The organism is Phycobacter azelaicus, from assembly GCF_014884385.1.
In the GTDB taxonomy this organism is placed as follows: domain Bacteria; phylum Pseudomonadota; class Alphaproteobacteria; order Rhodobacterales; family Rhodobacteraceae; genus Phycobacter; species Phycobacter azelaicus.
In genome coordinates this window covers 742,222-763,536 of the sequence record NZ_WKFH01000003.1, presented here as the reverse complement: position 1 = coordinate 763,536, position 21,315 = coordinate 742,222, and the positions used below count along the sequence as shown (strand labels likewise).

The following is a 21,315-nucleotide window of genomic DNA, read 5'->3' as shown; positions in this document are numbered from 1 at the left end:
AAACGGATGATCGAACTTCAAAACGTCAGCAAAAGCTTCACCCTGCACAATCAGGGCAGCGCCGTGATCCCGGTGATGGAGGGCGCCACGCTCTTTGTCAAACCCGGCGAATGCGTCGGCCTGATTGGGGCTTCGGGGGCCGGGAAATCGACCCTGATGCGGCTGATCTACGGCAACTATCTCGCCGCTTCGGGCAGCATCATGGTGGGCGATACCGATGTGGCACAGGCCGAGCCGCGCGAGATCCTGGACTTGCGCCGCACGACGCTCGGCTATGTCAGCCAGTTCCTGCGCGTCGTGCCGCGTGTGCCCGCGCTGGATGTGGTGGCAGAGCCACTGCTTTCGGTGGGCACCCCGATCGAGGACGCGCGGGACAAGGCAGCGACCCTTCTGGGAGGGCTCAACATTCCCGAACGGCTCTGGAGCCTCAGCCCGACCACCTTCTCTGGCGGGGAGCAGCAGCGGGTGAACATCGCGCGGGGCTTTGCCTATGACTATCCGGCGCTGTTGCTGGATGAGCCCACGGCGAGCCTTGATGCGCAAAACCGCGCCACGGTTCTGGGGCTGATCGAAGGGGCCAAGGCGCGCGGCGCGGCCATAGTCGGCATTTTCCATGACGAGGCCGCGCGCGAGCAGGTCTGCGACCGCTTCGTCGATGTTTCGGCTTTCACGCCAAGGGCCGCGGCATGAGCATGGGCGCGAACAAGGGGCCGGTGATTGCCGTTGTTGGCCCCTCTGGCGTCGGTAAGGACAGCCTGATGGAGGGACTGCGGCAGGCCGACCCCGGTGTACGTCTGATGCGCCGGGTGATCACCCGCGCGCCCGAGGCGGGGGGCGAAGACTACACCCCCGTCTCCGAAGCAGAGTTTCTTGATCTTGCTCGCAAGGGGGCCTTTGCACTGCACTGGCCTGCCCATGGGCTGCACTATGGCATTCCAAGAGAGATCGAGAGCCTGCGCGTCGGGGCGAGCGCCGTATTGGTCAACCTCTCACGCGGGGTACTGCTGAACGCGCAGGAGGCCTTTGACGATTTTCGCGTGCTCTCGGTCACCGCCCGCCCCGAAGTGATTGCCGCCCGTCTGGCGGCGCGCGGGCGCGAAGATGCCGCTGAGGTGCAGCGTCGACTTGCCCGCGCGGGCAAACCTTTGCCTGCGGGGCTGGCCCAGGTGCAGGAGATCGACAACAGCGGCGATCTGGCTACGGCGATCATGGCCGCGCGCGCCGCGATTCAGCCGGTCAGGGCGTAGCGGTGGATCAGGTGAAAGCGCCCTTCGGTATCCTCGCCCATCAGCGCCAGATCATTGATCACAAAGGGCGTGGGCAAGAGCGGGTTCATATGCGCTTGCAGAGCCTCTTCGACGTCGGGCAGGTCCGGCTTGGGCAGTTTGCCAGTCAGGGTGATGTGAAAGCGAAACTGATCCAGTACGTAAGGATAGCCCCAGGTCACAAGGTTCTGGTCCTGCGCGGGGCTGAGACCCGCGCTGCGGCGGCGGGCGAGTTCCGCCTCAGGCGCGGGCGCGCGGAAGGGGTCGAGGTCGCGCACGCAGGCGGCGGCCAGCGCATTGAGCGCACTTTCATCTCCCACCGGGCGCAGCGCAAGGAAACGGCCCAGCCGTGTCAGCTGCAAACCGTCCAGCGTCACCGGGGCCCGCGTGGCGGCCAGCGCGGCGCAGGCGGTTTCCAGATCGGCCTGTGTGTATCCCTCTGCCAGTCGCATCGGCGGTTTCATGGTCGCATGCAGGCCATATTTGCGCGGCGTTGCTGTGATCGCGGCCACGTCCAGCCCTTCGACCTCCGGGTGCGGCAGTGCCTCCCCGGTCTCCATATCCCAGCCCAGCCAGCTGGCACCAAAACGGCTCCAGTCCGCCCCGTGGGGCGGCGCAAAATAGATCGCGTATCGCGTGAATGTCACATTGGCCTCCTAAACGTGGCCTTTCCAATACCTCGAAAGATGTGAACTCCAGATGACACAAGAGATGATCCTTGCCAATGCCACCCTTGTCCTGCCCGGTGAAACCCGCACCGGCAGCCTCAGGATCAAGGACGGAGAGATCACGGATATGGCCGAGGGTGCGGGCGTGCCCGCCGGTGCGGTGGATTGCGGCGGTGATATCGTCAGCCCCGGCCTGATCGAGCTGCACACCGATAATCTGGAGCGCCACATCCAGCCCCGCCCCAAGGTGGATTGGCCCCATGCCGCTGCGATCATCGCCCATGATGCGGAACTCGCCGGCACCGGCATTACCACGGTGTTTGATGCGATGCGCGTGGGCTCGATCAAGGCCAAGGAAGCGCGCTATGGTCAATACGCCCGCAGCCTTGCCAGCGAGCTTCTGGAACTGCGCGCCAAGGATGCGCTTAAGATCAGCCACTTCCTGCATTTGCGCGCCGAGGTCTGCTCGGAGACCTTGGTGGAGGAGCTCAATGCGTTTGGCGATGAAGACCGCGTCGGGCTGGTGTCACTGATGGACCACACGCCGGGGCAGCGACAGTTCCGCGATATTTCGAAACTCGAGGCCTATGTGAAGGGCAAGCACGGGTTCGATGACGATGCCTTTTTGCAGCATATCGCGAACCTCAAGACCATGCGCGACACCTATGGCGACCTGCACGAGGTGGAGGCGGTCAAGGCCGCAAAGCGTTTTGGTGCGGTGCTGGCCAGCCATGATGACACCACCGAGGATCAGGTCGCCGTCTCCGCCGGTCACGGCATCCGTCTGGCCGAGTTTCCCACTACCGTGGAGGCCGCCCGAGCCTGCCATGCCCATGACATACAGGTGATGATGGGGGCGCCGAACCTGATCCGGGGTGGGTCGCACTCGGGCAATGTTGCGGCACAAGAACTGGCCGAGCTGGACCTTCTCGATATCGTTTCTTCCGACTATGTCCCGGCCGCGCTGCTCTTGGCCGCCGCGCGTTTGGGAGAGATCTGGGGCGATATGGCGCGGGGGCTCGCCGCCGTTACCAGCGCCCCGGCCAAGGCGGTGGGTCTTGAGGATCGCGGGCGGCTGGAGATTGGCAAACGCGCGGATCTGATCCGCTTTGCCATGCGCGCCGGTGTGCCTGCCCTGCAGGGTGTGTTTGCTCGTGGTCAGCGGGTGGCTTGATATCTAACAGGATGAAAAAGGCTCCGGTGCAGCCTGCGCCGGGGCCGGTTCTCTATGCCGTTTCCGCTTAGGCGCGGTAGAACATGTAGCGGCCCTCGGGGATGCCTTGGGGTCCGTCCAACTCCTCGAATCCCACCAAAGGCTGGCCCGAGACGATGATGCCGCCCGGGGCCATGACAGAGGCGATCACCGGCGACATGGCAGCGGCTTCGGCGACGTCCTTTTCCTTGACGCCAAAGCCGAAATCATAATGGGCCAGCACGATCTTGTGACCTTCAGTGGCAAGGCGTTGCAGCATGGGTTCGGCTTCGCCTTGCAGGAAATCCTTTTCAGGCGGCACACAAGACGGGTGGCATTGCAGCACCCGGTCGATAACCCAGATGCGGCGCTGCGGTAGGATTTCGCGCAGATGGTCGTAGGTGCGCCCGTTGCCGAGCCCCATGTCCAGCGCATCGCCGGGCACGTCCGCGATCTGCTCGGCGGCCCAGTTCAGCCCGTCACGCTGGGCAGTCAGGCGGCGCAGCATCGAATCCAGTCGGCTCATTCAGGACGTCCTTTCGTCATAGGTCCAGGCCACGGCCGGGCCTGCCATCAGGCGCGCGATCAGCGCTTCGGTGAAGGTCCAGATCGCGGCATTATGTATCAGGTGGTGTGTCAGGATCCCATAGGGTTCGCGTACATCCGCGCGGCCCTGCCTACGATCCTTGAGGTGCTGTGTGACCTGCCTGATCAACTCGTCTTCGGGTAGCAAGGAGCGGCTGTCTTTCCAGGAGATCGGATCCAGGTGCGTGTTGATCTGGACCAGACCCGGCGCGGCTTTCGATTGGCTGCGCGGGGTGAAGGTTGACAGCGCTGCATACCCAAGCCCTGCCAACCAGGGCAGCATATCCGGCGCGATCCGGTTCCAGGGTGGTACGAACATCGGGCGCAGACTGGATCCAAACAGCTCTTTGAGGCGCCTCAGGCCGGCTTCGGCCTCGTCCAGCCTGTCGTCAATCGGACGGTGCGCGCCGAATTCGGATTTCTTTTCGCCCGCCGGTGCATGGCTTTGATGGGCCCAGCCATGCACGACAGGGATGAGCTGCGGGGTAGAACGCATATGTTCGACAAGGCCGGTTTGTGCGTCTTTTGGGATAATGGCGAGATGCACCGGCAGGTTCAGATGTGCAGAGAGTTCGCTCAACAGGTCAAGCGGCGGTGTGCGATCAATGGCATCGTCATCGCGCCACCATAGGGGCAGGGTCAGCCCAGCCTCTTGCCAGGTGTCCAGCTCACGATCGAGGGCGCTCCAATCCACTGTCATTCACGGTCCCCCGCCAGTTTGGCAGCAATCTCTACCGTTCTGGCGGCGCCGTCAAACCGGAAACCGTCTGTTGCGCGCACGTGGGCTGCCATCACGGTCCGCACCGCCTGTGTCAGCCCAACGGGCGTCAGGTCTGCGGTCTTGATGACCTCGATACCGTCCAGCGGTGCAAGGCTGCCCGCGCGCAGGGATTGCTCCACCTCCTTGCCTGCATCAAAGGGCACTAGCACGGCGGGCGTTCCCGCTTGCAAGAGGTCCAGTGCGGTGTTGTAGCCGCACATGCTGACCGAGGCGGCGGCATGGCGCAGCATCTGCCGGAAATCAGAGCGCGCGGCCTCGATCAGGGCGGGTGAACGCGCAGCCTCAAACCGAGCGATCCGATTTGCCGCATCGTTGCCTCCGACGAGAATACGCCACCGCGTGCCAGGCATTAGCCGAGCGGCCTCCAGCGCGCATTCGTAAAGGGAGTCACCCACGCTACCACCCCCGGCGCTGACCAGCACCTCGCCCGCGCCTGTCTGCTCGGGATGCGGTGCGGCGGCGCGGGGCGCGACGAAACCGGTGTAGCGCAGCTTCCCTGCCAGCATCTCGGAGACGGGCCAGCTGATTTCCAGCCGCGTGGCAGCAGGGTCGGAATGGACCAGCACAGCGTCATAAAACTCTGCAATCACCGCATCAGCCTCCACCGCTTTTCTCGGCTTTGAGGGTGGCGCAAGGATATCGCGGATCGAGGCCAGCACTATGGGGCGCCGGGGCAGGGCATGCGCGGCCTCCAAAAGCGCCAAGAACTCTGTCTTCAGGCTGCGGCGGCCAAATGGGTAAAGCTCGGTGATCAGAACGTCGGGCTGCATTTCCGTCAGAGCACTGCGCAGGGCGTCTTGCCGCGCGGTGTGGTAGCCCTCATCGGCAACCGTGCCATCGGGGGTCAGCAGGCGTGTGAAGTCTACCCCATCGGAACGCAAAGGCGGGAGTTGCACCAAGTCAAGGCCGTCATGCCTCAACTGGGGGGCGGGGAAGCCGCCCGAGGCTACGCAGACCTGATGACCTGCGGCGGCAAAGGCCCGGCCCAACGTGAGCGCCCGCGACAGATGTCCGGTCCCCAAAAGATGCGTGACGGCGATCAGAACCTTCATTGTGAGTCCTTGGGGATCAGGCGGATCGGGTCGGTCAGGGGGGTGAGGCTATCGCCGTCGATCTCGACCACGAAAAGCCGGTTGCGTTTGATCTTGAATGGCGCCGGGCTGTCGAAATCCCAGCCATGGGCGCGCGCCAGGATCATCCGCATGATGCCGATGTGGCAAACCGCAACGGTATCGCTCGTCAGGCGCTCAAGCCATGGCGCGATCCGCGCCCAGACCTCCTCCGGGCTCTCGCCACCGGGAGGGCGGTAGTCCCAGCCCCAATGCTCGATATCGCGAAAGCCACTGTCTGGGTCGGCCTTGAGGTCGATCCCGCGCAGACCTTCCCAGTCGCCCCAGTCCATTTCAATGAGTTCCGGCGCCGTTTCAGGTGCGTGCCCTGCAACCAGCCGGGCGGTTTCCGCCGCCCGCTTAAGCGGGCTGGACCACAGATCCGCTCGATCCCATGGGGCGGGCAGGGCCTGGGCTGCCAGTTCGGCGCGGGCCGCATCATCCAGCGCAATATCGCTGCGCCCCTGGATGCGGCCGACACGGTTCCAGTCGGTATGACCATGGCGCAAGAGGGCAAGACGGATCATGGGCGGTTCTCCAGCAGGGGCAATACCGCATCCCAGAAGCGGGTGGCGGCAGCGGGCGCAAGGTGGCTTTTGGAGATCATTTCGCGGGTTTTGGTGCTGCACTGCGCGCGCAGGTCCGGATTGGACAGGAGCGCATTGATCTGATCCGCCAGCGCCTCTGCGCCTTCTTCCGGTGCCGGATATGTTCCGGGCGCCAGAACATCGCGCATCCCGGGGCGGTCTTGCGCCACGATTGGCAGGCCATGGGCCTGCGCTTCTAGGTAGGCCATGCCGAATGCTTCGTTGACGCCGGGCCACAAGAACAGCCCCGCGCGGGCGTAGGCCGCACCAAGTGCCTGCCGATCGAGCTGTCCGAGGAAATGCACGCGTCGGCCAAAAGGCGCCATCATGGTTTCGACCTCTGCTCGGGCGGGGCCATCGCCTGCGATCTCTAGCCGCCAGTCACCGTCAAGATGCGACAGCGTGTCCGCGATGATGCGGTATGAGGCCAGTTTATCCCCGGCGCGCATCATGCCCACGCTCAGCATATGGCCCTGAAGGGTTGAAGGGGGCGGCAGTTTGGATTGCGGCAGGAACGGCGGCAAATGAACGAGGGCCTGAGCGCCGTGGCGTTCGCGCTCAAGCGTGATGAGGTCATTGGCCGTGAAGTAGAAGATGACATCGGCGGCATCGGCTGCGTCATGGGCTGACTGGGCAAAACCCGCCCAGTGGCCGGTGAGGCGGCTCATGGCGCGGGTGCTTTCGATCTGTACATAGGGAATGGCGCGCGCACGGGCGACTTCGGGACCGATCAGGTCAGGCGCCTTGTAGTAGTTGTGGTAAGTGACCCACAGATCCACGGTAGGCATCTTATCCAAAAGGCGCCGAACCTCCTGCCGGGCCGCAGTGCGCAGTGCGTCCTGCTGCTCGGCATTGCCCGCCTTGTCATAGATGCGCAGCTCGCTCATCAGATCGACCCGTGCGCCGCCTGCGGCGATGACATTCATCAGATTGCGGGCAATTTCACGGTCGCCCGAGGGCACCGGGCTGCGCGGCGATTTCATCGGCGCATAAAAGGCGATGCGTTTGTCAGTGCCGCCGGTCATGCGCCGTTCAGCATGGAGGTGAGCCGTTCTGACAGGCGCGCAATGCCGGGATCCATGCCGAACTCCTGGCGCAGGCGCATCAGGGCGGCCTCGGCCATGGTTGCGGTCTTCTCGGGGGTATTGGCCATGTCGCAGATCGCGGCGGCCAGCGCTTCGGGCGCGTCGTCACTCAGCAGACCATGCGTGCCGCTGTCTATGAACTCGGGGATGGCCGAGACGGGCGTCGACAAGATTGGCAGCCGCTGGGACGCGGCCTCCATCAGCACGTTCGGCAGCCCGTCGCGGTCGCCGTCTGCTGCGACGCGGCTGGGCAGAACGAAGATGTCGCTTTCGCGCATGGCCTCGATCACTTCGGGCTGATCACAGGCGCCGCGCCAGGTGATGCGGTCGGCAACGCCCGCATCCGTCGCCATGCCCTGCAACAGATCACCAAGCCCACCACCGCCGATATGGGTCCAGTGCCAGTCAAGCCCCGCCGGTAGCAGCGCCAGCGCTTCGATCAGACGGTCGAAACCTTTCTTTTCTACAAGGCGACCGACGGACATCAGGCGCAGCGGATCATGCGCTTTGCGCCAGACTCGCTCTGGCGGAGACGGAAAGCGGCTGAGATCAAGGCCGTGGTAGATCAGATCGATGCGTGCTGGATCGTCGGACATGTCCTGCAAGTGTCTTGCGCCAAAGGCGGTGCAGGTGGCACCAAAGGTGGCGCCGTGATCGATCGAGGAGAGCTTTTCGCGGATCTCCCAATCGGGGGAGGTCCAGATATCCTTTGCATGGGCCGAAAAGCTCCACGGCAGACCGCGCATGATCGCCGCATAGCGCGCCACGGACGACGGCGTATGGAGGAAATGGGCGTATAGGCCTAGCACGCTGTCCGGCATCTCGGCCGCCAGCACGCAGGCCTGACCAAAGCGGCGGATGCGGTTGCGACTGGGGTCGCGGCGCAGATCGGCGCGCCAGATCCGCCATGCTTCTCTGTAGCCGGGCAGGGTTTTTGCGGTTTCGCGGGCGCGCCAAACGCGCTCCGGCTCTTGGTAAAGGTATTCCGGCAGGTAGTTCACCTGCGCCTGCAGGCGCTCGTGAAGCGGATGGCGTTTCACATCCGTGGGATGGCGCAGGGACCAGATCTCGAACGCATGACCGGCTGCTTCAAGCGCGACCAGTTCCTGCGCGATGAAGGTTTCCGACAGGCGCGGCCAGCCTTTGACCAGAACCGCAAGCGGCGGGCGGACAGGGCTCATTCAGCGGCCTTTCTTGGCGCGTGCTCCACCAATGCGCTGACCCGGTGGGTGACATAGTCCAGCCCGTCCAGAAACCCCGCACCAAAGGCGGCCGAGGGACAGGGCTGATCCTTTAGCGCACGGATGGCGCGGATCATGGCCTCGGGCGTCCAGCCGTCGCGGTTTTCGTCCAGCATTGCGACGAGGCCCAGCTCTTCGGCGCGGCTGGCGCGGATCCATTGCTCCAGCCGGGGGGTGGTACGGGGGACGATCACTGCGGGTTTGTCAAAGGACAGGACTTCGCAGAAGGTATTGTAGCCCCCCATGCAGACGACGCCACAAGCCCCGGCAAAAAGGGTTTCGATCCGGCTTTCAAAGCCCACAGAGGTCACACGGCCGTTTAGAGCGGCAACGCGGGCCTCGAAGGCGTCGCGGGTGTCACCTGAAAGAAAGGGGCCATAGACCAGCACGGCGCGGGGGTTGAGGTCTGGATCCTGTTCATAAGCGGACAGCACCAGATCCACCATCATCGCACCATCACCGCCACCACCGGGGGTGATCAGGACATAAGGCTGCTGTGGTGGCTGCCCGCCTTGACTCAGATCGCGGCGCAGGTAGCCGGTCCAGTGCATGCGGGCGCGGGCGTCCTGGGACAGCTCCAGCCCCTGTGTCGGATCATAAACCGAGCGCAGCCCATAAACCCAGATCTCGTCATAGTAGTCTTCAGCGACCGGAACGGCATTCTTGCGCTCCCATTCCGCTGCCAGCACCTCGGGCTCATCCAGCACATCGCGCAGACCCAAGACCAGTTTGCATCGGCCCCGATTGCGCAGGCTGTTGAGGGCTGGCATCAACTCTCCGCGAAAGCCTGTTGGCTCCTTGTCGACGATCAGAACGTCGGGGTCATACTGCTCGGCCATTGAGCGGATCAGCCCGGCGCGCAGCTCGGTGGTTTCCTCAATGCTCATTCCCATGGTGCGCGAGGCATAGCTGCCGTCGCTGCGCTTGATCACGCCGGGCAGGCGCATGTGATCGACGCGGCTGGGGAAGGCAAAGCGCCCCGCCACGGGTGATCCGGTCAGGATCAGCGCCGATGCCGAGGGATCCGCAGCTGTGATTGCACCGGCCAGTGCCCGCGAGCGGCGCAGATGACCCAGCCCGAATGTGTCATGGCTGTAGAGCATGACACGCGGGCCGCGTGTGCCGCTGTCCCTCTCGGGCATTGCGCTAGTCTGGTCTTTCATTGGGTTGCCCGAAACAGGTGGAACATAGGGGGTGGTGCAATAGCCAGACGCTGAAATCAAGGGCGATTGGTCGATATGGTGCCGATTGGAGGGAAAATGCCATGCACCAGCGCAAGAGTCACCGGCGGGGGCATCAAACTCTGCTCCAGTGTTGCGCGCGGGCAATTGCACCTTTGGTGGGGGCTGGCTAACCTTCGGGGCAGATTTACGAGGATCTTCCTATCATGATTTTGCGCACTCTTCGCCTGTTCGGCCGAGTTGTCCCCGCCTTGGCGTTTTTCTTTTCGATCTGGGTCTTGGTCCCGGGCGCCTCGCAGGCGCAAACACTGCTCTATGGACAGGCGAGCAGTCAGGCCACCCCAGATACCAGCGCGGCGGATGAGAAAGATCCCTTTGCGCGGGCAATAGAACTGGCGGCGGAAAAAGGCGTTGGGGTGATCATCGTGGATGGCAGTGGCACCCGCCTGGATGGCGCGGGTGGTCCAGACAAGGCGGGTGCGGCATCTGACAAGATGGAAGGCGCCTCGATGTTGATGAAGGCCCAGTCGGAGATGGATATCTTCCGAGATGAGCTGCGCAGCAGACTGGAAGCATTGCCTTATTCCATCTTCGAGATGAAATACATCCTGCGTCAGACCAGCCCGGACGGGCGAATCATGACTTATGTGGAGCTTCTGTTCTGGAGCCTTCTGTTCCTGCTGCTTGGGCGCTGGCTGGCCGGTGAGATCTACGGAAAGCGGTTTGCGGTGCACTATGTGGTCGCCCGCTCCAAAGAGCAGCCGCAAGGCTACAGGGAAAAGATGCCGTTTCTGGTGTTTCGGTTTCTCATGGGCATCGGCGGAACGATCTTTGCAATGGTCGTCGCGCTTCTGGCCTCTTTCCTGATATTCGGCTCGTCCGGCGATGCCTCGATCCGGTTTACGGTTCTGGCCATTTACACGGCCTTCTTCCTGTCGCGGACCATTTCCGATCTCTGGCGCATGGTGTTGTCGCCCTACCTTAGCCAGTATCGGATACCGGTGTTTTCGGACCGGGATGCCAAGCGGCTCTATATATGGGCGTCAGTACTGGCCACCTATGACATTGCGACGCTGATCTTCGCGTCATGGGTGGGGGACTTTGGCCTCAATTACAACGTCTATGCGGTGGTCTATGGTGGGCTGGCGCTGTTGGGCGTGGTGGGGAATCTGGCACTGGTGGCCTTCAACGCCCGCGCCATCACCAGCGCAATCCGCGCAGGGCGTCCGGCGGAGGAATGCTCCTGGCTGCTCCGCGTCCTTTCTGTGGCCTGGGCTCCGGCCGTTGCGGCCTATATCGCCTTTGGGTGGTTGCAACTGGCATTTGATCTGGTTCTGGAGCGGGAGATGTCCATTCCGTTGATGATGGGCACTTATCTGGTCTTGACCTCAATCCTGGTGGTCTACGGTGTCATCAACTACGGGATCGAAGTCTATGCGAGCAGGCGGGGCCTGCCCCAGCAAAGCAGCGCTGAAGTCGGCGATGGCGAGGAAGGCGAGGGGCAGGAAGAGGCAGAAGAGATGGCTGCCCCGGTCCTGAGGCGCCACCCCATCGCCACCTTTGAAGACCTCGCGCGGCGGGTTGCAGGCATTCTGGCCTTTGTGATGGGGGCGGTGGCTCTGTTCTATGTCTGGAATCCGGATATCGATTGGATCGAGGATTCCGCCATCGACCGGTTCTACGATATCGTGGTGATCCTCTTCATCGGATACATTGTCTACAATGTCGCCCGGATCTGGATCGATGGAAAGATCGATGAGGAGGTGGGCGATCAGACGGAGGCAGAGCTCGGCGATGAGGGCGGCGCAGGCGGTGCCAGCCGCCTTGCAACACTCCTGCCATTGTTCCGGGGCGCCATCCTGGCGGTGGTGCTGGTCTCGATCATTCTGATCGTATTGTTGGAACTGGGCATAAACGTGAGCCCCCTGTTTGCTGGTGCCGGTGTCGTTGGTTTGGCGGTGGGTTTCGGCTCACAGGCGCTTGTGCGCGACATTTTCTCGGGGGCTTTCTTTCTGGTTGATGATGCTTTCCGCAAGGGCGAATACATCGACATCGGCGATGTGAAGGGCACGGTCGAGAAGATCTCGGTCCGGTCCTTCCAGCTGCGCCATCATCTGGGTGCGCTGCACACGATCCCTTTTGGCGAAATCCGGGTGTTGACCAACTATTCGCGCGACTGGGTAATGATGAAACTGCCCCTGCGCGTGACCTATGACACCGACGTGGAAAAAGTGCGCAAGCTGATCAAGAAGCTGGGCCAGCAGTTGCTCAGCGATCCGGTGATCGGCGACAATTTCATCCAGCCGCTGAAGTCGCAGGGTGTGATCGAGATGCAGGATTCGGCGATGATCATCCGGGTCAAGTTTATGACCAAACCCGGCGATCAATGGCTGGTGCGCAAGAAGGTCTACGAAGAAATCCGCCAGCTGTTCGAACGTGAAGGCATCAAGTTCGCACACCGTGAAGTAACGGTGCGACTTGCTGAGGATCAGGCGGACGGCATGACGCCGCAGAAAAAAGAAGCTGTGACAGGCGCAGTACAGGCGGCGATCGACGAGGATCTGCTGGACGTCAACGGGGGGCCAAGCGACGACCGTTAAGCGCGGAAGGGGGCGCTGGCGGCAGTTGAGTGCATGTCCGCACCCGCCTCGCGCCGGACCGCACAAGCGGGCTCCGTTTGGCGTTGGGCCGGGCGCAAAGGGGTCAGGCCGTCCACTGTGCGGGGGAGAAACCGGTCTTTGAGGCAGGCAGATCCCAGCGCATTTGCGTTGCCGCAAGCGCGAGGGGCGGTTTAAGCCGCAATCCTGATCCCCAGCTAGAACTTTCGATGGCGGGGGCGTAGTCCGCATCCTCAGCTTTCGTGATCTGTGCTCCGGTTGCCGAGGGGCGCAGGCTGGCCAGAAGCTCGGCTGTGCGGGCAAGCGACAGGCGCGCCTGGGGCGTCTTGCCGTGCTGAATCGCCTCTCGCAGGGCCGACAGGACGGCAGCGGCCATCAGGTAGCCCGTGGCATGATCCAGTGCCTGCACCGGCAGGGGTGTCGGCTTGTCCGCTTTGGCCCAGGCGCGGCCCGTATCGGCGATGCCGGCACTCATCTGAACCAAGCTGTCAAAGCCGCGCCGCCGTGCCCAGGGACCTGTCCAGCCATAGGCATTGAGCGTGACTTCCACCCTGTTCGGGGCAAGCTGGTCACGCATCTGCTGGCCGTATCCCAGATCCTTGAGGGCACCGGGGCGATAGCCGTGGACCAGCACATCGGCCCCGGCAAGGAGCGCTTCGAACCGGTTGCGGTCTTTTGGGCTTTTGAGGTCGAGCATGGCCATGCGCTTGCCCAGAGAGATATCGGGGATCACGCCGGGTTCGTCCCAGCCGGGTGGGTCGATCCGCAGCACCTCGGCGCCGAAGCCCGCCAGGGTACGTGTGGCAATCGGTCCGGCCAGAACGCGGGTGAGATCCAGCACCTTGAGCCCCGCCAATGGCCGTGCCTCGGTCGCATTCGGGAGGGCACGCGGACGAACATCGCGCGGCGCGGTCCACTGCACCAGCGGCTCGGAGGAAACGGCCATGCCTTGTGGATGCGACTGCCATAGATCTCGGCTGCGCATGGTTGCCGCCACGCCCCCAGCCGTGACGATCGCGCGCTCCAGATCATCTCCTGACCAGGTGGCAACAGCCGCACGCACGGCTTCGGGCGTGCCTGCACAGCCAAGTGCAGCAAGGGCAGCGGCGCGGTGGTGCGGCAGGTTGGTGTGCAGGCGAATCCAGCCGTCGGCGCAAGGGTAGTCGCCTGCAATGGGATCCCAGAGAGAGGGCATTTCCCAGCCTTTGGCGCGAAAACTGTAGCCGAACCAGAGCGAGGCAAGCCGTTGATCCACGGTTACCGCAGGCGGCGTGTCCGCGAGGTCCGCGGCCTTCATGAAGTGGGCCAGCTCGACCCCGACGGCGGCGACGCTGGCATTGGCCAGCTCGGTCACCGCAAAGGCCGAAGGCCAGACCCCGCTGCCAGTGATACTGTAGCTGGCGGGATCGGGCAGGGCGGAAATCAGGGTCATTGCTGGTAGGGGTCCAAACTGTCACGCAGCCCATCGCCAAGGAAGTTGAAGGCCAGTACCACCACGACGATAGGTAGCATCGGAATGGCGGTCCACCAGTAGATCTCGATATTGGCGAGGTTCTGCGCATCGTTCAGCATCACGCCCCAGCTGACCGCAGGCGCACGCAGGCCAAGCCCGAGAAAGGACAGTGCGGTTTCCCCGAGGATCATCGCCGGGATCGACAGCGTGGCCGAGGCGATCAGGTGGCTCATGAAATTCGGCAACAGATGCTTGCGGATCACCCGGCCCGATGTGGCGCCCATCATCTCGGCGGCGCGCACGTATTCCTCTTCGCGCAGCGACAGGAACTTGGCACGTACTGATCGTGCAAGTCCCGGCCAATCCAGGATGCCAAGGATCACCGAAATGATGAAGAAAACCGCCACCGGCGACCAGTTCGAGGGTACGGCGGCCGAAAGCGCCAACCAAAGGGGCAGCTCTGGCAGGCTACGCAGGATCTCGATCACGCGGTTGATCACCCAGTCAATCCGCCCCCCGAAATAACCTGCGACAGAGCCGAAAAAGATGCCCAGAACGAAGGATACGGTGATGCCGATCAGACCCACAGTGAGCGACAGTTGCGCGCCATAAAGAATGCGGCTGAAGACGTCACGACCCAGCCGGTCTGATCCCCACAGGAAGAACGGCATATCGGCGCTGGGCGCACAGATCAGATGCGTATTCGCGGGGATCAGCCCGGCAATCTGGTAGGGGCTGCCCTCGCAGAAGAATTTCAGCGGCTGCGGATTGTCGTAGTCCGGTTTGAACTCCCACTGGAAGGTTTCCATATTGGCCTCGGATGTCATCGGATAGATGAACGGACCAAGGAATTCGCCCTCATGGAAGAAGTTGATGTTCTGTGGCGGCGAATAGAGATGCTCGCTATGGCGCTGGTTCGGCCCATAAGGCGCGATGAAGCCGACGAAGGGCAGCATCAGGTAACAGAACAACAAAAACGCGCCGGAAATGAGGCCCAGCCGGTGGGTCTTGAACTTGCGCCAGATCAGCACCCAGTTGGGGGCGTCCAGATCTTTGCGCTCCAGCTCGCGGATGGATTGCTCGGGATCGTAGGGGGCGTCGTCGACGTAGCGACCATCGGGAAGCTGGCTCATGCGTCACGTCCCTCGTAGCGGATGCGCGGATCCAGAAGGACCAGCAGCACGTCGGAAATCATTGTGCCGATCAGCGTTAGAAGGGCAACGAACATCAGGATGAAGGCCGACAGGAACATGTCCTGCGATTTCAGCGCCTGCAGCAGGTCCGGGCCGATTGTTTGCAGTCCCAGAACGACCGAAACCAGAACCGAACCCGATACCATTGACGGCAGCAGGTTGCCGATGTCGGCCACAAAGGGATTGAAGGCGACGCGCAAAGGGTATTTCGCCAACATGCGCGAGGGGGCCATACCCTTGGCGATGGCGGTTTCCACATAAGGTTTGCCCAATTCATCGAGCATATTGGCGCGCAGGCGCTGCATCATCGCCGAAGCGCCGGAGGTGCCGATCACGAATGTGGGCACGATCAGGTGAATGAGGATCGATTTCACCTTGTCCCAGCTCATCGGCTCACCCTCGTAAACCGGGTCCATCAGCCCGCCGATGGGCAGATCAAACCAGCGGTGGCCGTAGTAGAAGAGGATCAGCGCCAAGAGGAAGTTTGGCGTGGCAAGACCCATGTAGCCGACAAAGGCCGAGGTGTAATCCACCCAGGTGCGCGAACGTGCGGCCGCCAGAACCCCCAGCGGCAGGGCAACGAGATAGACGAACAGCACGGCGGCCAGATTCACTAGCACGGTCAACCAAAGGCTGTCGCCGACGATTTCTGCAACGGGGCGATCGAATTCGAAGGACCAGCCGAAATTTCCCTGGATCAGGCCCGAGAACCCGTGTGGTCCCGGCAGGAAGCCGACCCAGATGAAATACTGCTGCCAAAGAGGCTTATCGAGCGCATATTCGCGCCGTAGGAACTCAGCCTTTTCCACCCCGGCCGTCTGACCGCTGGCGCGCAGTTCGGCGATCTGGTTGGACAGATAGTCGCCGGGGGGCAGGTTGATGATGACAAAGACCAGCACCGACACCACCCACAGCGTGAGCAGCATGGTGCCAAAGCGGTAGATGGCGAATCGTAGGATCTCCATCAGCCTTGGCCGTCCTCAAAGAAAAACTCGTCCATGCGGTGCACGCCGAAATGAGCGCCGGGATCCCAGGCCCAGATGCCACGCTCGGGCACGTTGCGCAGTCGGTTCGACACCACCACAGGCTGTGGTGCCCCTGCGACCAGACCGATGCCATAGACCTGATCTGCGTGGATCTTCAGCATAGCGCGCCAGGCGGCGGTACGCTCCTCGTCCGTGGTGGCGATTTCCCAGTCATGCAGCAGCTCCAGCAGGCGCTTGGCAGGTTCCATGTCGGGTGCTTCCCCGGCTTCGCCGCCCGTCTGGTGGTACTGTCCCCATTTGGGCCAGGCCAGGAAGACCTGATCGGTGGGCGCCAGATAGGCGGGCGATGTATAGGGCTGCGGGATGCCATTGTCCCAGCCATACCAGACCGAGGCCGCCGTCGTGCCCGAAAAGACCCGGTTGCGCAGAATGTCACGATCGAGCGGGCGCATCACCAGTTTAACACCCACGTCACGCCAGTCGTCGGTGATGATCTGCAAGGCGTTCTCGACCTCCTGCCGCTCGCCTGCGGTCTCGACAATCAACTCCATCGGGCGCCCATCGGGCAACTTGCGGATGCCATAGCCGTCCTTTTCCGTTAGGCCCGCCTCATCGAGGAGTTTGTTGGCCAGATCCGGATCGAACTGAGCCCAGGCCTCGCGCAGGGCCGGATCGAAAAACGGGCTTTGCTCAAGCACGGTCATGGCACCGGGCTTGGCGAGTTTGAAATAGAGCGCTTTGTTGACAGCCGCGCGGTTGATGGCCAGCGACAGGGCACGGCGCACGCGCACATCGCGCAGAACGGCGCGCCAGACCGGATCGTTCACGTTGAGGTTCGGATAGATAGCGATCTGCGATGCGGTGCCGGTGCCCCAGAGGTAGGTCTTGTAGGTGCCACCATCGGCCTCGCCCTTGCGCAGGATCGGGATGTCACGAAAGCCCAGACCACGCGCCTGCAGATCGGCTTCGCTGGCGTTGGACTTGGCGGCCACCAGCCCGCCCGAGACGATCTCCATCTCGACAGTATCGATATAGGGCAGTTGCACACCCTTTGAGTCGATGCGGTGATAATAGGGGTTGCGTACAAAGATCTGGCGGATCTTCTTGCCGGCAGTGGCGTTCATCCAGGGCTGCAGGGTGGGCAGTTCGAAATTGTCGAACTTGTACATGTTGTCGTATTTGTTGTGCAGCGCTGCCCAGCTTTTGACGCGTGCATAATCCACCTCTTCGGCCAGTGATTCAGGGTCCGCATAATCCGCGTGGAACTGTTTCAGATAGGCTGCCGGACGGTAGATGAAGGGTGGGCGCGCCTGCGCCAGATGGTGCAAGAAGCCGGGGTTGGGGTGGCTCCACTCAAAGACCACGGTGGTCTCATCCGGGAAGGAAACCTCGGGCAATTCTCCCTCGACGCGCAAAAAATCTGGAGGTCCAGAGGGGCTGAGGAGCGGATGGTTCGCCACATCCTTCCACCAGTACCTGAAATCGGCCGAGGTAAACGGAGATCCATCCGACCAGCGATGCCCCGGTCGCAGATGCAGCGTAAAGCACTTGTTGTCCTCGACCTCGTAGGCCTTCAGGATGTCGGCCTGCAGTTTGTAGTCCGCATCGTAACCGACAAGGCGGGCATAGCCGTAGACGACCATCTGCCGGATGTCTTTTGAGCGGGTCACCATGGTGTTGAGCGCGCCGCCCTGCACGCCGAATGCGCGCCCCTTGGCCGCCAGATCGATCACAAGCGGAGCATCGGGAATACGCTCGGCCACTGGGGGCAGGTCACCGGCATCCACCTCCTGTTTCCAGAAGGTGCTTTCGGTCAGCGGCGGCAGTGCCTCTGCCAGCGCCGCAAACGGCGTCAGAGCGGCTGCAAAGGCCATGGCCAACAGGGTTTTCGGAGCGGTTCGCAAAACGGCTTTCTTTGCATCAAACATGACAACGTACCTTGTGTCCGGGTTCCAAAAGCACCAGTGGCGGCGCTTCGGAACCTGTAAATCTGAAGTGTTCCGGCCAGCTGTCCGGCGCGCCGGCCCCCTGTGCCACCAGATCCAGATTGATCGGGCGGGCTATGTCAGGTTCGGGCTGCGCCGCGATCAGCGCCTTGGTGTAGGGGTGCTGGGGATTGTGAAACAGGGTTTCGGGCGGGGCCTGTTCGACGATCAATCCCCGCCGCATCACGGCCACCTCGTCGGCGATCCGCGCCACCACGGCCAGATCGTGGCTGATAAAGAGATAGGACAGCCCCTGCTGTTCCTGGATCTCTTCCAGCAGGCGCAGGATCTGTTCCTGCACGGACACGTCCAGCGCCGAGGTCGGCTCGTCACAGACGATGAGCGCGGGATCCAGCATCAGGGCGCGGGCGATCGACAGGCGCTGGCGTTGCCCGCCGGAAAAGGCATGGGGGTAGCGTTGCAGCATCTCCGGCCCCAGACCCACGGTCTGCAGCATCTTCGCGGCCCTGTCCCGGCGTTCGGATGGGGTGCCAATGCGGTGGATTTCGAGCGGCTCAACCATCGTGTCAAGGATCCGCATCCGCGGACTGAGCGAGGAATAGGGGTCCTGAAACACCATCTGCGCCTCGCGCTGAAAGGCGGTGCGGGCGGCCCGGTCCATCTGGTGCACCTTGACAGTTTCGCCGTCAGGATCCGGGCGGAACAAAACCTCACCACCAGGATCGGGAGGCTCGGCCCCCAGCGCGATCCGCGCTGCTGTGGTCTTGCCCGAGCCGCTTTCGCCGACGATGGCCAGCGTCTTGCCGCGTGGCAGTTTGAAGTCCACGCCGCGGCAGGCGTGAATATAGGTGGGCGGCGCCCAGCCTTTTCCGGCACGTAAGGTGTAGGTCTTGGAAACCGATTTCAGCTCGAGGATCAGATCCTCCTTGGGCTCGGGCGGTACGGGTTCTGTTGCGGCGGGGATCTTGGGGGCGGCCTCGATCAGCGCGCGGGTGTAGGCATGGGCCGGATCGGACAGGAGCGGCGCTGCGGGGCCCGCCTCCATCACGCGGCCCTTGTGCATTACCACGACATCCTCGGCCATGTTTGCCACCACGCCCAGATCGTGGGTAACCAGGATCATCGCCATGCCGGTGTCGCGCTGGAGTTCCTTCATCAACCCCAGAACCTGCGCCTGTGTTGTCACATCCAGTGCGGTTGTCGGCTCATCCGCGATCAGAAGGTCGGGTTTTGCCACCATCGCCATGGCGATCATGGCCCGCTGGCGCATGCCGCCGGACAGTTCGAACGGGTAGGAATTGTAGGTGCGCTCGGGTTCCGGGAAGCCGACACGCTCGAAACATTCCAGCACTTCCTTGCGCGCCTCTGCCTCGCTTTTGCGACCATGCAACCACAAAACCTCAGAGACCTGATTGCCGATCCTATGCAGCGGCGACAGGGACCGCATCGGTTCCTGAAAGATCATCGCGATTCGATTTCCGCGGACGTTGCGCATCTGCCGTTCCGACAGTGATAGAAGGTCCAGGGGCGCCTTGCCGCCGTTGAGGGTGATCTTGCCAGACCGGATCTGCGCGGCGCGCGGCAGGATGCGCAGGGCGGCACGGCAGGTGATCGTCTTGCCCGAGCCGCTTTCGCCCACCAGAGCCAGAGTGCCGCCGGGCGCGACATCAAAGCTGACGTCACGCACAACGGGTTCATCCCGGCCAAAGCCGATGCTGAGGCCCTCGACTGACAGCAGGGGAGTCATTCAGTGGCCCCCGCTCTTGATCCGGCGATATCGCGTCATTATCTTCCTGTGTCCCACTTTTTCCCCACCATCGCGCGGGCCATGCGCTCTAGTCAAACCCCCAATCGCCAATAGCGTCACAAGGTGCGGGATTTATGACGCGTCGGAGCGTCGCGCCGACGGGATTGGCGCTCACTTTTCTGTAATCTCTACACATTTGCAGAAAACTCTGACACATCTGCAGAAAATGGGCCGCTTCGCGGTCATGTACGGTAAGGAGACCTCATCATGAGCACCCGTCTGGACCTATTCATCGACCGCATGGTGTCTCAGCGGGCCTGCCTCGATCATGCGATTTCCGAAACGTCGAACATGGGCGGGCCTGTGTTCGAGTTGGGCCTCGGCAATGGGCGCACCTATCATCACATGAAGCACAACATCTCGGGGCGCGACATCTACGTCTTTGAACGCGCCGTTGCCTCGCACCCCGACAGCACCCCGCCCGAAGAGTTGACGATTCTCGGGGATGTGCGCGAAACGCTCCCCGCAGCGCTGGACCGGTTCGGCGCGACGGCCAGTTTGATCCATGCGGATCTTGGCGGGCACAATCGCGAAAAAAACGATGCCTTTGCCCGGCTGGTGTCGCCTCTGATCGAACCTTTGCTGGCAGTGGGCGGTCTGATGGTGTCTTCGGACCGGATGTATTTCGAGGCGCTGCGGGAGATGCCGCTGCCCGAAGGCGCGGTCGAGGGGCGCTGCTTCATTTATCGCCGCGACGCCTGAACCGTCCGCGACGCGCCGTCATGCTGGCCTGACCTGACCTCCCGCCCCTAGGCTGGGGGCAGCTTGAGGGAGGCTGCCATGATTTTCTACGATTGCTCTACCGCGCCCAATCCGCGCCGGGCGCGCATGTTCATTGCCGAAAAGGGTCTGAACCCCGAAACCCATGATATATCCATCGCCAAGGGAGAACAGCTGGATCCAGCCTTTCTGGAGGTGAACCCACGCGCAACGATCCCGGTGCTGGTCACCGACGCGGGCAGCGTGCTGACCGAGAACCTGGGCATTGCCGCCTATCTGGAAGCCGCCTATCCCGAACCGCCCCTGATGGGGCGGAACCCGGATGAAAAGGGGCTGGTTCTGATGTGGAATTCCATCGTCGAACAGCATGGCGGCGCGCCGATTGCCGAGGCGCTGCGCAATACGCACCCCGCGTTCCAGAACCGCGCCATTCCCGGCCCGGATCACTATGCGCAGATCCCGGCGCTGGCGGAACGCGGCAAGTCCCGAACTGCGCGGTTCTTTGACCTTCTGGAGGAACGGTTGAAGGAAAGCCCATTCCTTGCAACCGATCATTTCACCCTGGCGGATATCTCGGCCTTCGTCTTTGTGGACTTTGCCCGCGTGATCCAGATGCGGGTGCCCGAAGCCAACGGCGCCACCCTGGCCTGGCAAGCGGCGATCAGGGAACGGCCAAGTTCGCAGGTGTAGACCGGACTTTGCTGGCTCGGCCTAATGGTGGTCGGGGCGATGTTGCATCGCAGGGATGTCACGAAAGAGCAGGTCGACCTGCCCAGCGGGCCAAGACCTGTTGTTATTACATGCAATCGCTCCCCGAGACCAAAGCAAATGGTGGACGGCGCCAAATGCGGTGGACAAGGGGCGCGCACCGCCGCAGGATATTTCGCACGCCGTTTTG

Annotated in this window: 19 protein-coding genes; 6 read left to right on the top strand and 13 right to left on the bottom strand. The window is 62.7% G+C overall.

The genetic code is table 11. The features are described 5' to 3' along the window. Positions 1–6 precede the first annotated feature (6 nt). Complete coding sequence (gene phnL / locus INS80_RS04755) at positions 7–690, top strand: phosphonate C-P lyase system protein PhnL (RefSeq protein WP_192964530.1); 684 nt, start codon at positions 7–9, stop codon at positions 688–690. Then, the gene (phnN, locus tag INS80_RS04750; protein ID WP_192964529.1) at positions 687–1,247 is read left to right on the top strand and encodes a phosphonate metabolism protein/1,5-bisphosphokinase (PRPP-forming) PhnN; all 561 of its coding nucleotides are present in this window, start codon (positions 687–689) and stop codon (positions 1,245–1,247) included. Before phnL ends, phnN begins: the two co-directional genes overlap by 4 nt. On the opposite strand, the gene INS80_RS04745 is transcribed toward phnN, so the two are convergent. Continuing rightward, positions 1,229–1,912: a DUF1045 domain-containing protein gene (locus tag INS80_RS04745; protein ID WP_192964528.1), complete on the bottom strand. Its 684-nt coding sequence runs from the start codon at positions 1,910–1,912 to the stop codon at positions 1,229–1,231. The two genes, phnN and INS80_RS04745, sit on opposite strands and share 19 nt — an antisense overlap. Positions 1,913–1,964: 52 nt before the next feature. On the opposite strand from INS80_RS04745, the gene INS80_RS04740 reads away from it, so the two are divergent. After that, on the top strand, positions 1,965–3,107 hold the full coding sequence (locus INS80_RS04740; protein ID WP_192964527.1) for an alpha-D-ribose 1-methylphosphonate 5-triphosphate diphosphatase: 1,143 nt from the start codon (positions 1,965–1,967) through the stop codon (positions 3,105–3,107). Between the two features lie 67 nt (positions 3,108–3,174). Here the strand turns inward: INS80_RS04740 and INS80_RS04735 are convergent, their stop codons facing one another. Genes INS80_RS04735 through INS80_RS04705 form a run of 7 tightly spaced genes read right to left on the bottom strand, consistent with a single transcriptional unit; the run spans position 3,175 to position 9,655 of the window. Continuing rightward, positions 3,175–3,651, bottom strand: a complete 477-nt coding sequence (locus INS80_RS04735; RefSeq protein WP_192964526.1) for a class I SAM-dependent methyltransferase — start codon at positions 3,649–3,651, stop codon at positions 3,175–3,177. Beyond that, the gene (locus INS80_RS04730) at positions 3,652–4,410 is read right to left on the bottom strand and encodes a polysaccharide deacetylase family protein (protein ID WP_192964525.1); all 759 of its coding nucleotides are present in this window, start codon (positions 4,408–4,410) and stop codon (positions 3,652–3,654) included. After that, complete coding sequence (locus INS80_RS04725; protein ID WP_192964524.1) at positions 4,407–5,543, bottom strand: glycosyltransferase family protein; 1,137 nt, start codon at positions 5,541–5,543, stop codon at positions 4,407–4,409. The genes INS80_RS04730 and INS80_RS04725 overlap by 4 nt, the downstream gene beginning before the upstream one ends. Then, complete coding sequence (locus INS80_RS04720; protein WP_192964523.1) at positions 5,540–6,127, bottom strand: histidine phosphatase family protein; 588 nt, start codon at positions 6,125–6,127, stop codon at positions 5,540–5,542. Before INS80_RS04720 ends, INS80_RS04725 begins: the two co-directional genes overlap by 4 nt. Then, on the bottom strand, positions 6,124–7,212 hold the full coding sequence (locus tag INS80_RS04715) for a glycosyltransferase family 4 protein (RefSeq protein ID WP_192964522.1): 1,089 nt from the start codon (positions 7,210–7,212) through the stop codon (positions 6,124–6,126). The genes INS80_RS04720 and INS80_RS04715 overlap by 4 nt, the downstream gene beginning before the upstream one ends. Beyond that, positions 7,209–8,453 carry a glycosyltransferase family 4 protein gene (locus tag INS80_RS04710; protein ID WP_192964521.1) on the bottom strand — a complete coding sequence of 415 codons (1,245 nt, stop codon included), beginning with the start codon at positions 8,451–8,453 and terminating at the stop codon, positions 7,209–7,211. Before INS80_RS04710 ends, INS80_RS04715 begins: the two co-directional genes overlap by 4 nt. After that, complete coding sequence (locus INS80_RS04705; protein WP_226892563.1) at positions 8,450–9,655, bottom strand: glycosyltransferase family protein; 1,206 nt, start codon at positions 9,653–9,655, stop codon at positions 8,450–8,452. The genes INS80_RS04710 and INS80_RS04705 overlap by 4 nt, the downstream gene beginning before the upstream one ends. A 245-nt stretch (positions 9,656–9,900) precedes the next feature. On the opposite strand from INS80_RS04705, the gene INS80_RS04700 reads away from it, so the two are divergent. Further along, a complete protein-coding gene (locus INS80_RS04700; RefSeq protein ID WP_192964520.1) occupies positions 9,901–12,294 on the top strand; it encodes a mechanosensitive ion channel family protein in 2,394 nt (797 codons plus the stop codon). A 103-nt stretch (positions 12,295–12,397) separates the two neighbouring features. Here the strand turns inward: INS80_RS04700 and INS80_RS04695 are convergent, their stop codons facing one another. The 5 genes from INS80_RS04695 to INS80_RS04675 are packed head-to-tail and all read right to left on the bottom strand — an operon-like array spanning position 12,398 to position 19,637. Further along, positions 12,398–13,744, bottom strand: a complete 1,347-nt coding sequence (locus tag INS80_RS04695) for a CoA transferase (RefSeq protein WP_192964519.1) — start codon at positions 13,742–13,744, stop codon at positions 12,398–12,400. Beyond that, positions 13,741–14,898: an ABC transporter permease gene (locus INS80_RS04690; RefSeq protein ID WP_192964518.1), complete on the bottom strand. Its 1,158-nt coding sequence runs from the start codon at positions 14,896–14,898 to the stop codon at positions 13,741–13,743. The genes INS80_RS04695 and INS80_RS04690 overlap by 4 nt, the downstream gene beginning before the upstream one ends. After that, positions 14,895–15,923, bottom strand: coding sequence for an ABC transporter permease (locus tag INS80_RS04685; protein WP_192964517.1), 1,029 nt, complete (start codon positions 15,921–15,923; stop codon positions 14,895–14,897). Before INS80_RS04685 ends, INS80_RS04690 begins: the two co-directional genes overlap by 4 nt. After that, positions 15,923–17,818 (bottom strand): ABC transporter substrate-binding protein, encoded by a 1,896-nt coding sequence (locus tag INS80_RS04680; protein ID WP_192967187.1) that lies wholly within the window; start codon positions 17,816–17,818, stop codon positions 15,923–15,925. The genes INS80_RS04685 and INS80_RS04680 overlap by 1 nt, the downstream gene beginning before the upstream one ends. A gap of 46 nt (positions 17,819–17,864) precedes the next feature. Beyond that, on the bottom strand, positions 17,865–19,637 hold the full coding sequence (locus INS80_RS04675; RefSeq protein ID WP_192964516.1) for an ABC transporter ATP-binding protein: 1,773 nt from the start codon (positions 19,635–19,637) through the stop codon (positions 17,865–17,867). Positions 19,638–19,904: 267 nt separating this feature from the next. Between INS80_RS04675 and INS80_RS04670 the strand changes: the two genes are divergently transcribed. Both INS80_RS04670 and INS80_RS04665 read left to right on the top strand, forming a co-directional pair. Next, complete coding sequence (locus INS80_RS04670; RefSeq protein ID WP_192964515.1) at positions 19,905–20,399, top strand: class I SAM-dependent methyltransferase; 495 nt, start codon at positions 19,905–19,907, stop codon at positions 20,397–20,399. Positions 20,400–20,477: 78 nt separating this feature from the next. Next, on the top strand, positions 20,478–21,107 hold the full coding sequence (locus INS80_RS04665) for a glutathione S-transferase family protein (protein ID WP_192964514.1): 630 nt from the start codon (positions 20,478–20,480) through the stop codon (positions 21,105–21,107). Positions 21,108–21,315 lie beyond the last annotated feature (208 nt).

Coding starts and splice junctions, on each gene's coding strand:
- phnL (WP_192964530.1), top strand. CDS start 7: ATGATCGAACTTCAAAACGTCAGCAAAAGCTTCACCCTGCACAATCAG.
- phnN (WP_192964529.1), top strand. CDS start 687: ATGAGCATGGGCGCGAACAAGGGGCCGGTGATTGCCGTTGTTGGCCCC.
- INS80_RS04740 (WP_192964527.1), top strand. CDS start 1,965: ATGACACAAGAGATGATCCTTGCCAATGCCACCCTTGTCCTGCCCGGT.
- INS80_RS04735 (WP_192964526.1), bottom strand. CDS start 3,651: ATGAGCCGACTGGATTCGATGCTGCGCCGCCTGACTGCCCAGCGTGAC.
- INS80_RS04730 (WP_192964525.1), bottom strand. CDS start 4,410: ATGACAGTGGATTGGAGCGCCCTCGATCGTGAGCTGGACACCTGGCAA.
- INS80_RS04725 (WP_192964524.1), bottom strand. CDS start 5,543: ATGAAGGTTCTGATCGCCGTCACGCATCTTTTGGGGACCGGACATCTG.
- INS80_RS04720 (WP_192964523.1), bottom strand. CDS start 6,127: ATGATCCGTCTTGCCCTCTTGCGCCATGGTCATACCGACTGGAACCGT.
- INS80_RS04715 (WP_192964522.1), bottom strand. CDS start 7,212: ATGACCGGCGGCACTGACAAACGCATCGCCTTTTATGCGCCGATGAAA.
- INS80_RS04710 (WP_192964521.1), bottom strand. CDS start 8,453: ATGAGCCCTGTCCGCCCGCCGCTTGCGGTTCTGGTCAAAGGCTGGCCG.
- INS80_RS04705 (WP_226892563.1), bottom strand. CDS start 9,655: ATGCCCGAGAGGGACAGCGGCACACGCGGCCCGCGTGTCATGCTCTAC.
- INS80_RS04700 (WP_192964520.1), top strand. CDS start 9,901: ATGATTTTGCGCACTCTTCGCCTGTTCGGCCGAGTTGTCCCCGCCTTG.
- INS80_RS04695 (WP_192964519.1), bottom strand. CDS start 13,744: ATGACCCTGATTTCCGCCCTGCCCGATCCCGCCAGCTACAGTATCACT.
- INS80_RS04690 (WP_192964518.1), bottom strand. CDS start 14,898: ATGAGCCAGCTTCCCGATGGTCGCTACGTCGACGACGCCCCCTACGAT.
- INS80_RS04685 (WP_192964517.1), bottom strand. CDS start 15,923: ATGGAGATCCTACGATTCGCCATCTACCGCTTTGGCACCATGCTGCTC.
- INS80_RS04680 (WP_192967187.1), bottom strand. CDS start 17,818: ATGGCCTTTGCAGCCGCTCTGACGCCGTTTGCGGCGCTGGCAGAGGCA.
- INS80_RS04675 (WP_192964516.1), bottom strand. CDS start 19,637: ATGACTCCCCTGCTGTCAGTCGAGGGCCTCAGCATCGGCTTTGGCCGG.
- INS80_RS04670 (WP_192964515.1), top strand. CDS start 19,905: ATGAGCACCCGTCTGGACCTATTCATCGACCGCATGGTGTCTCAGCGG.
- INS80_RS04665 (WP_192964514.1), top strand. CDS start 20,478: ATGATTTTCTACGATTGCTCTACCGCGCCCAATCCGCGCCGGGCGCGC.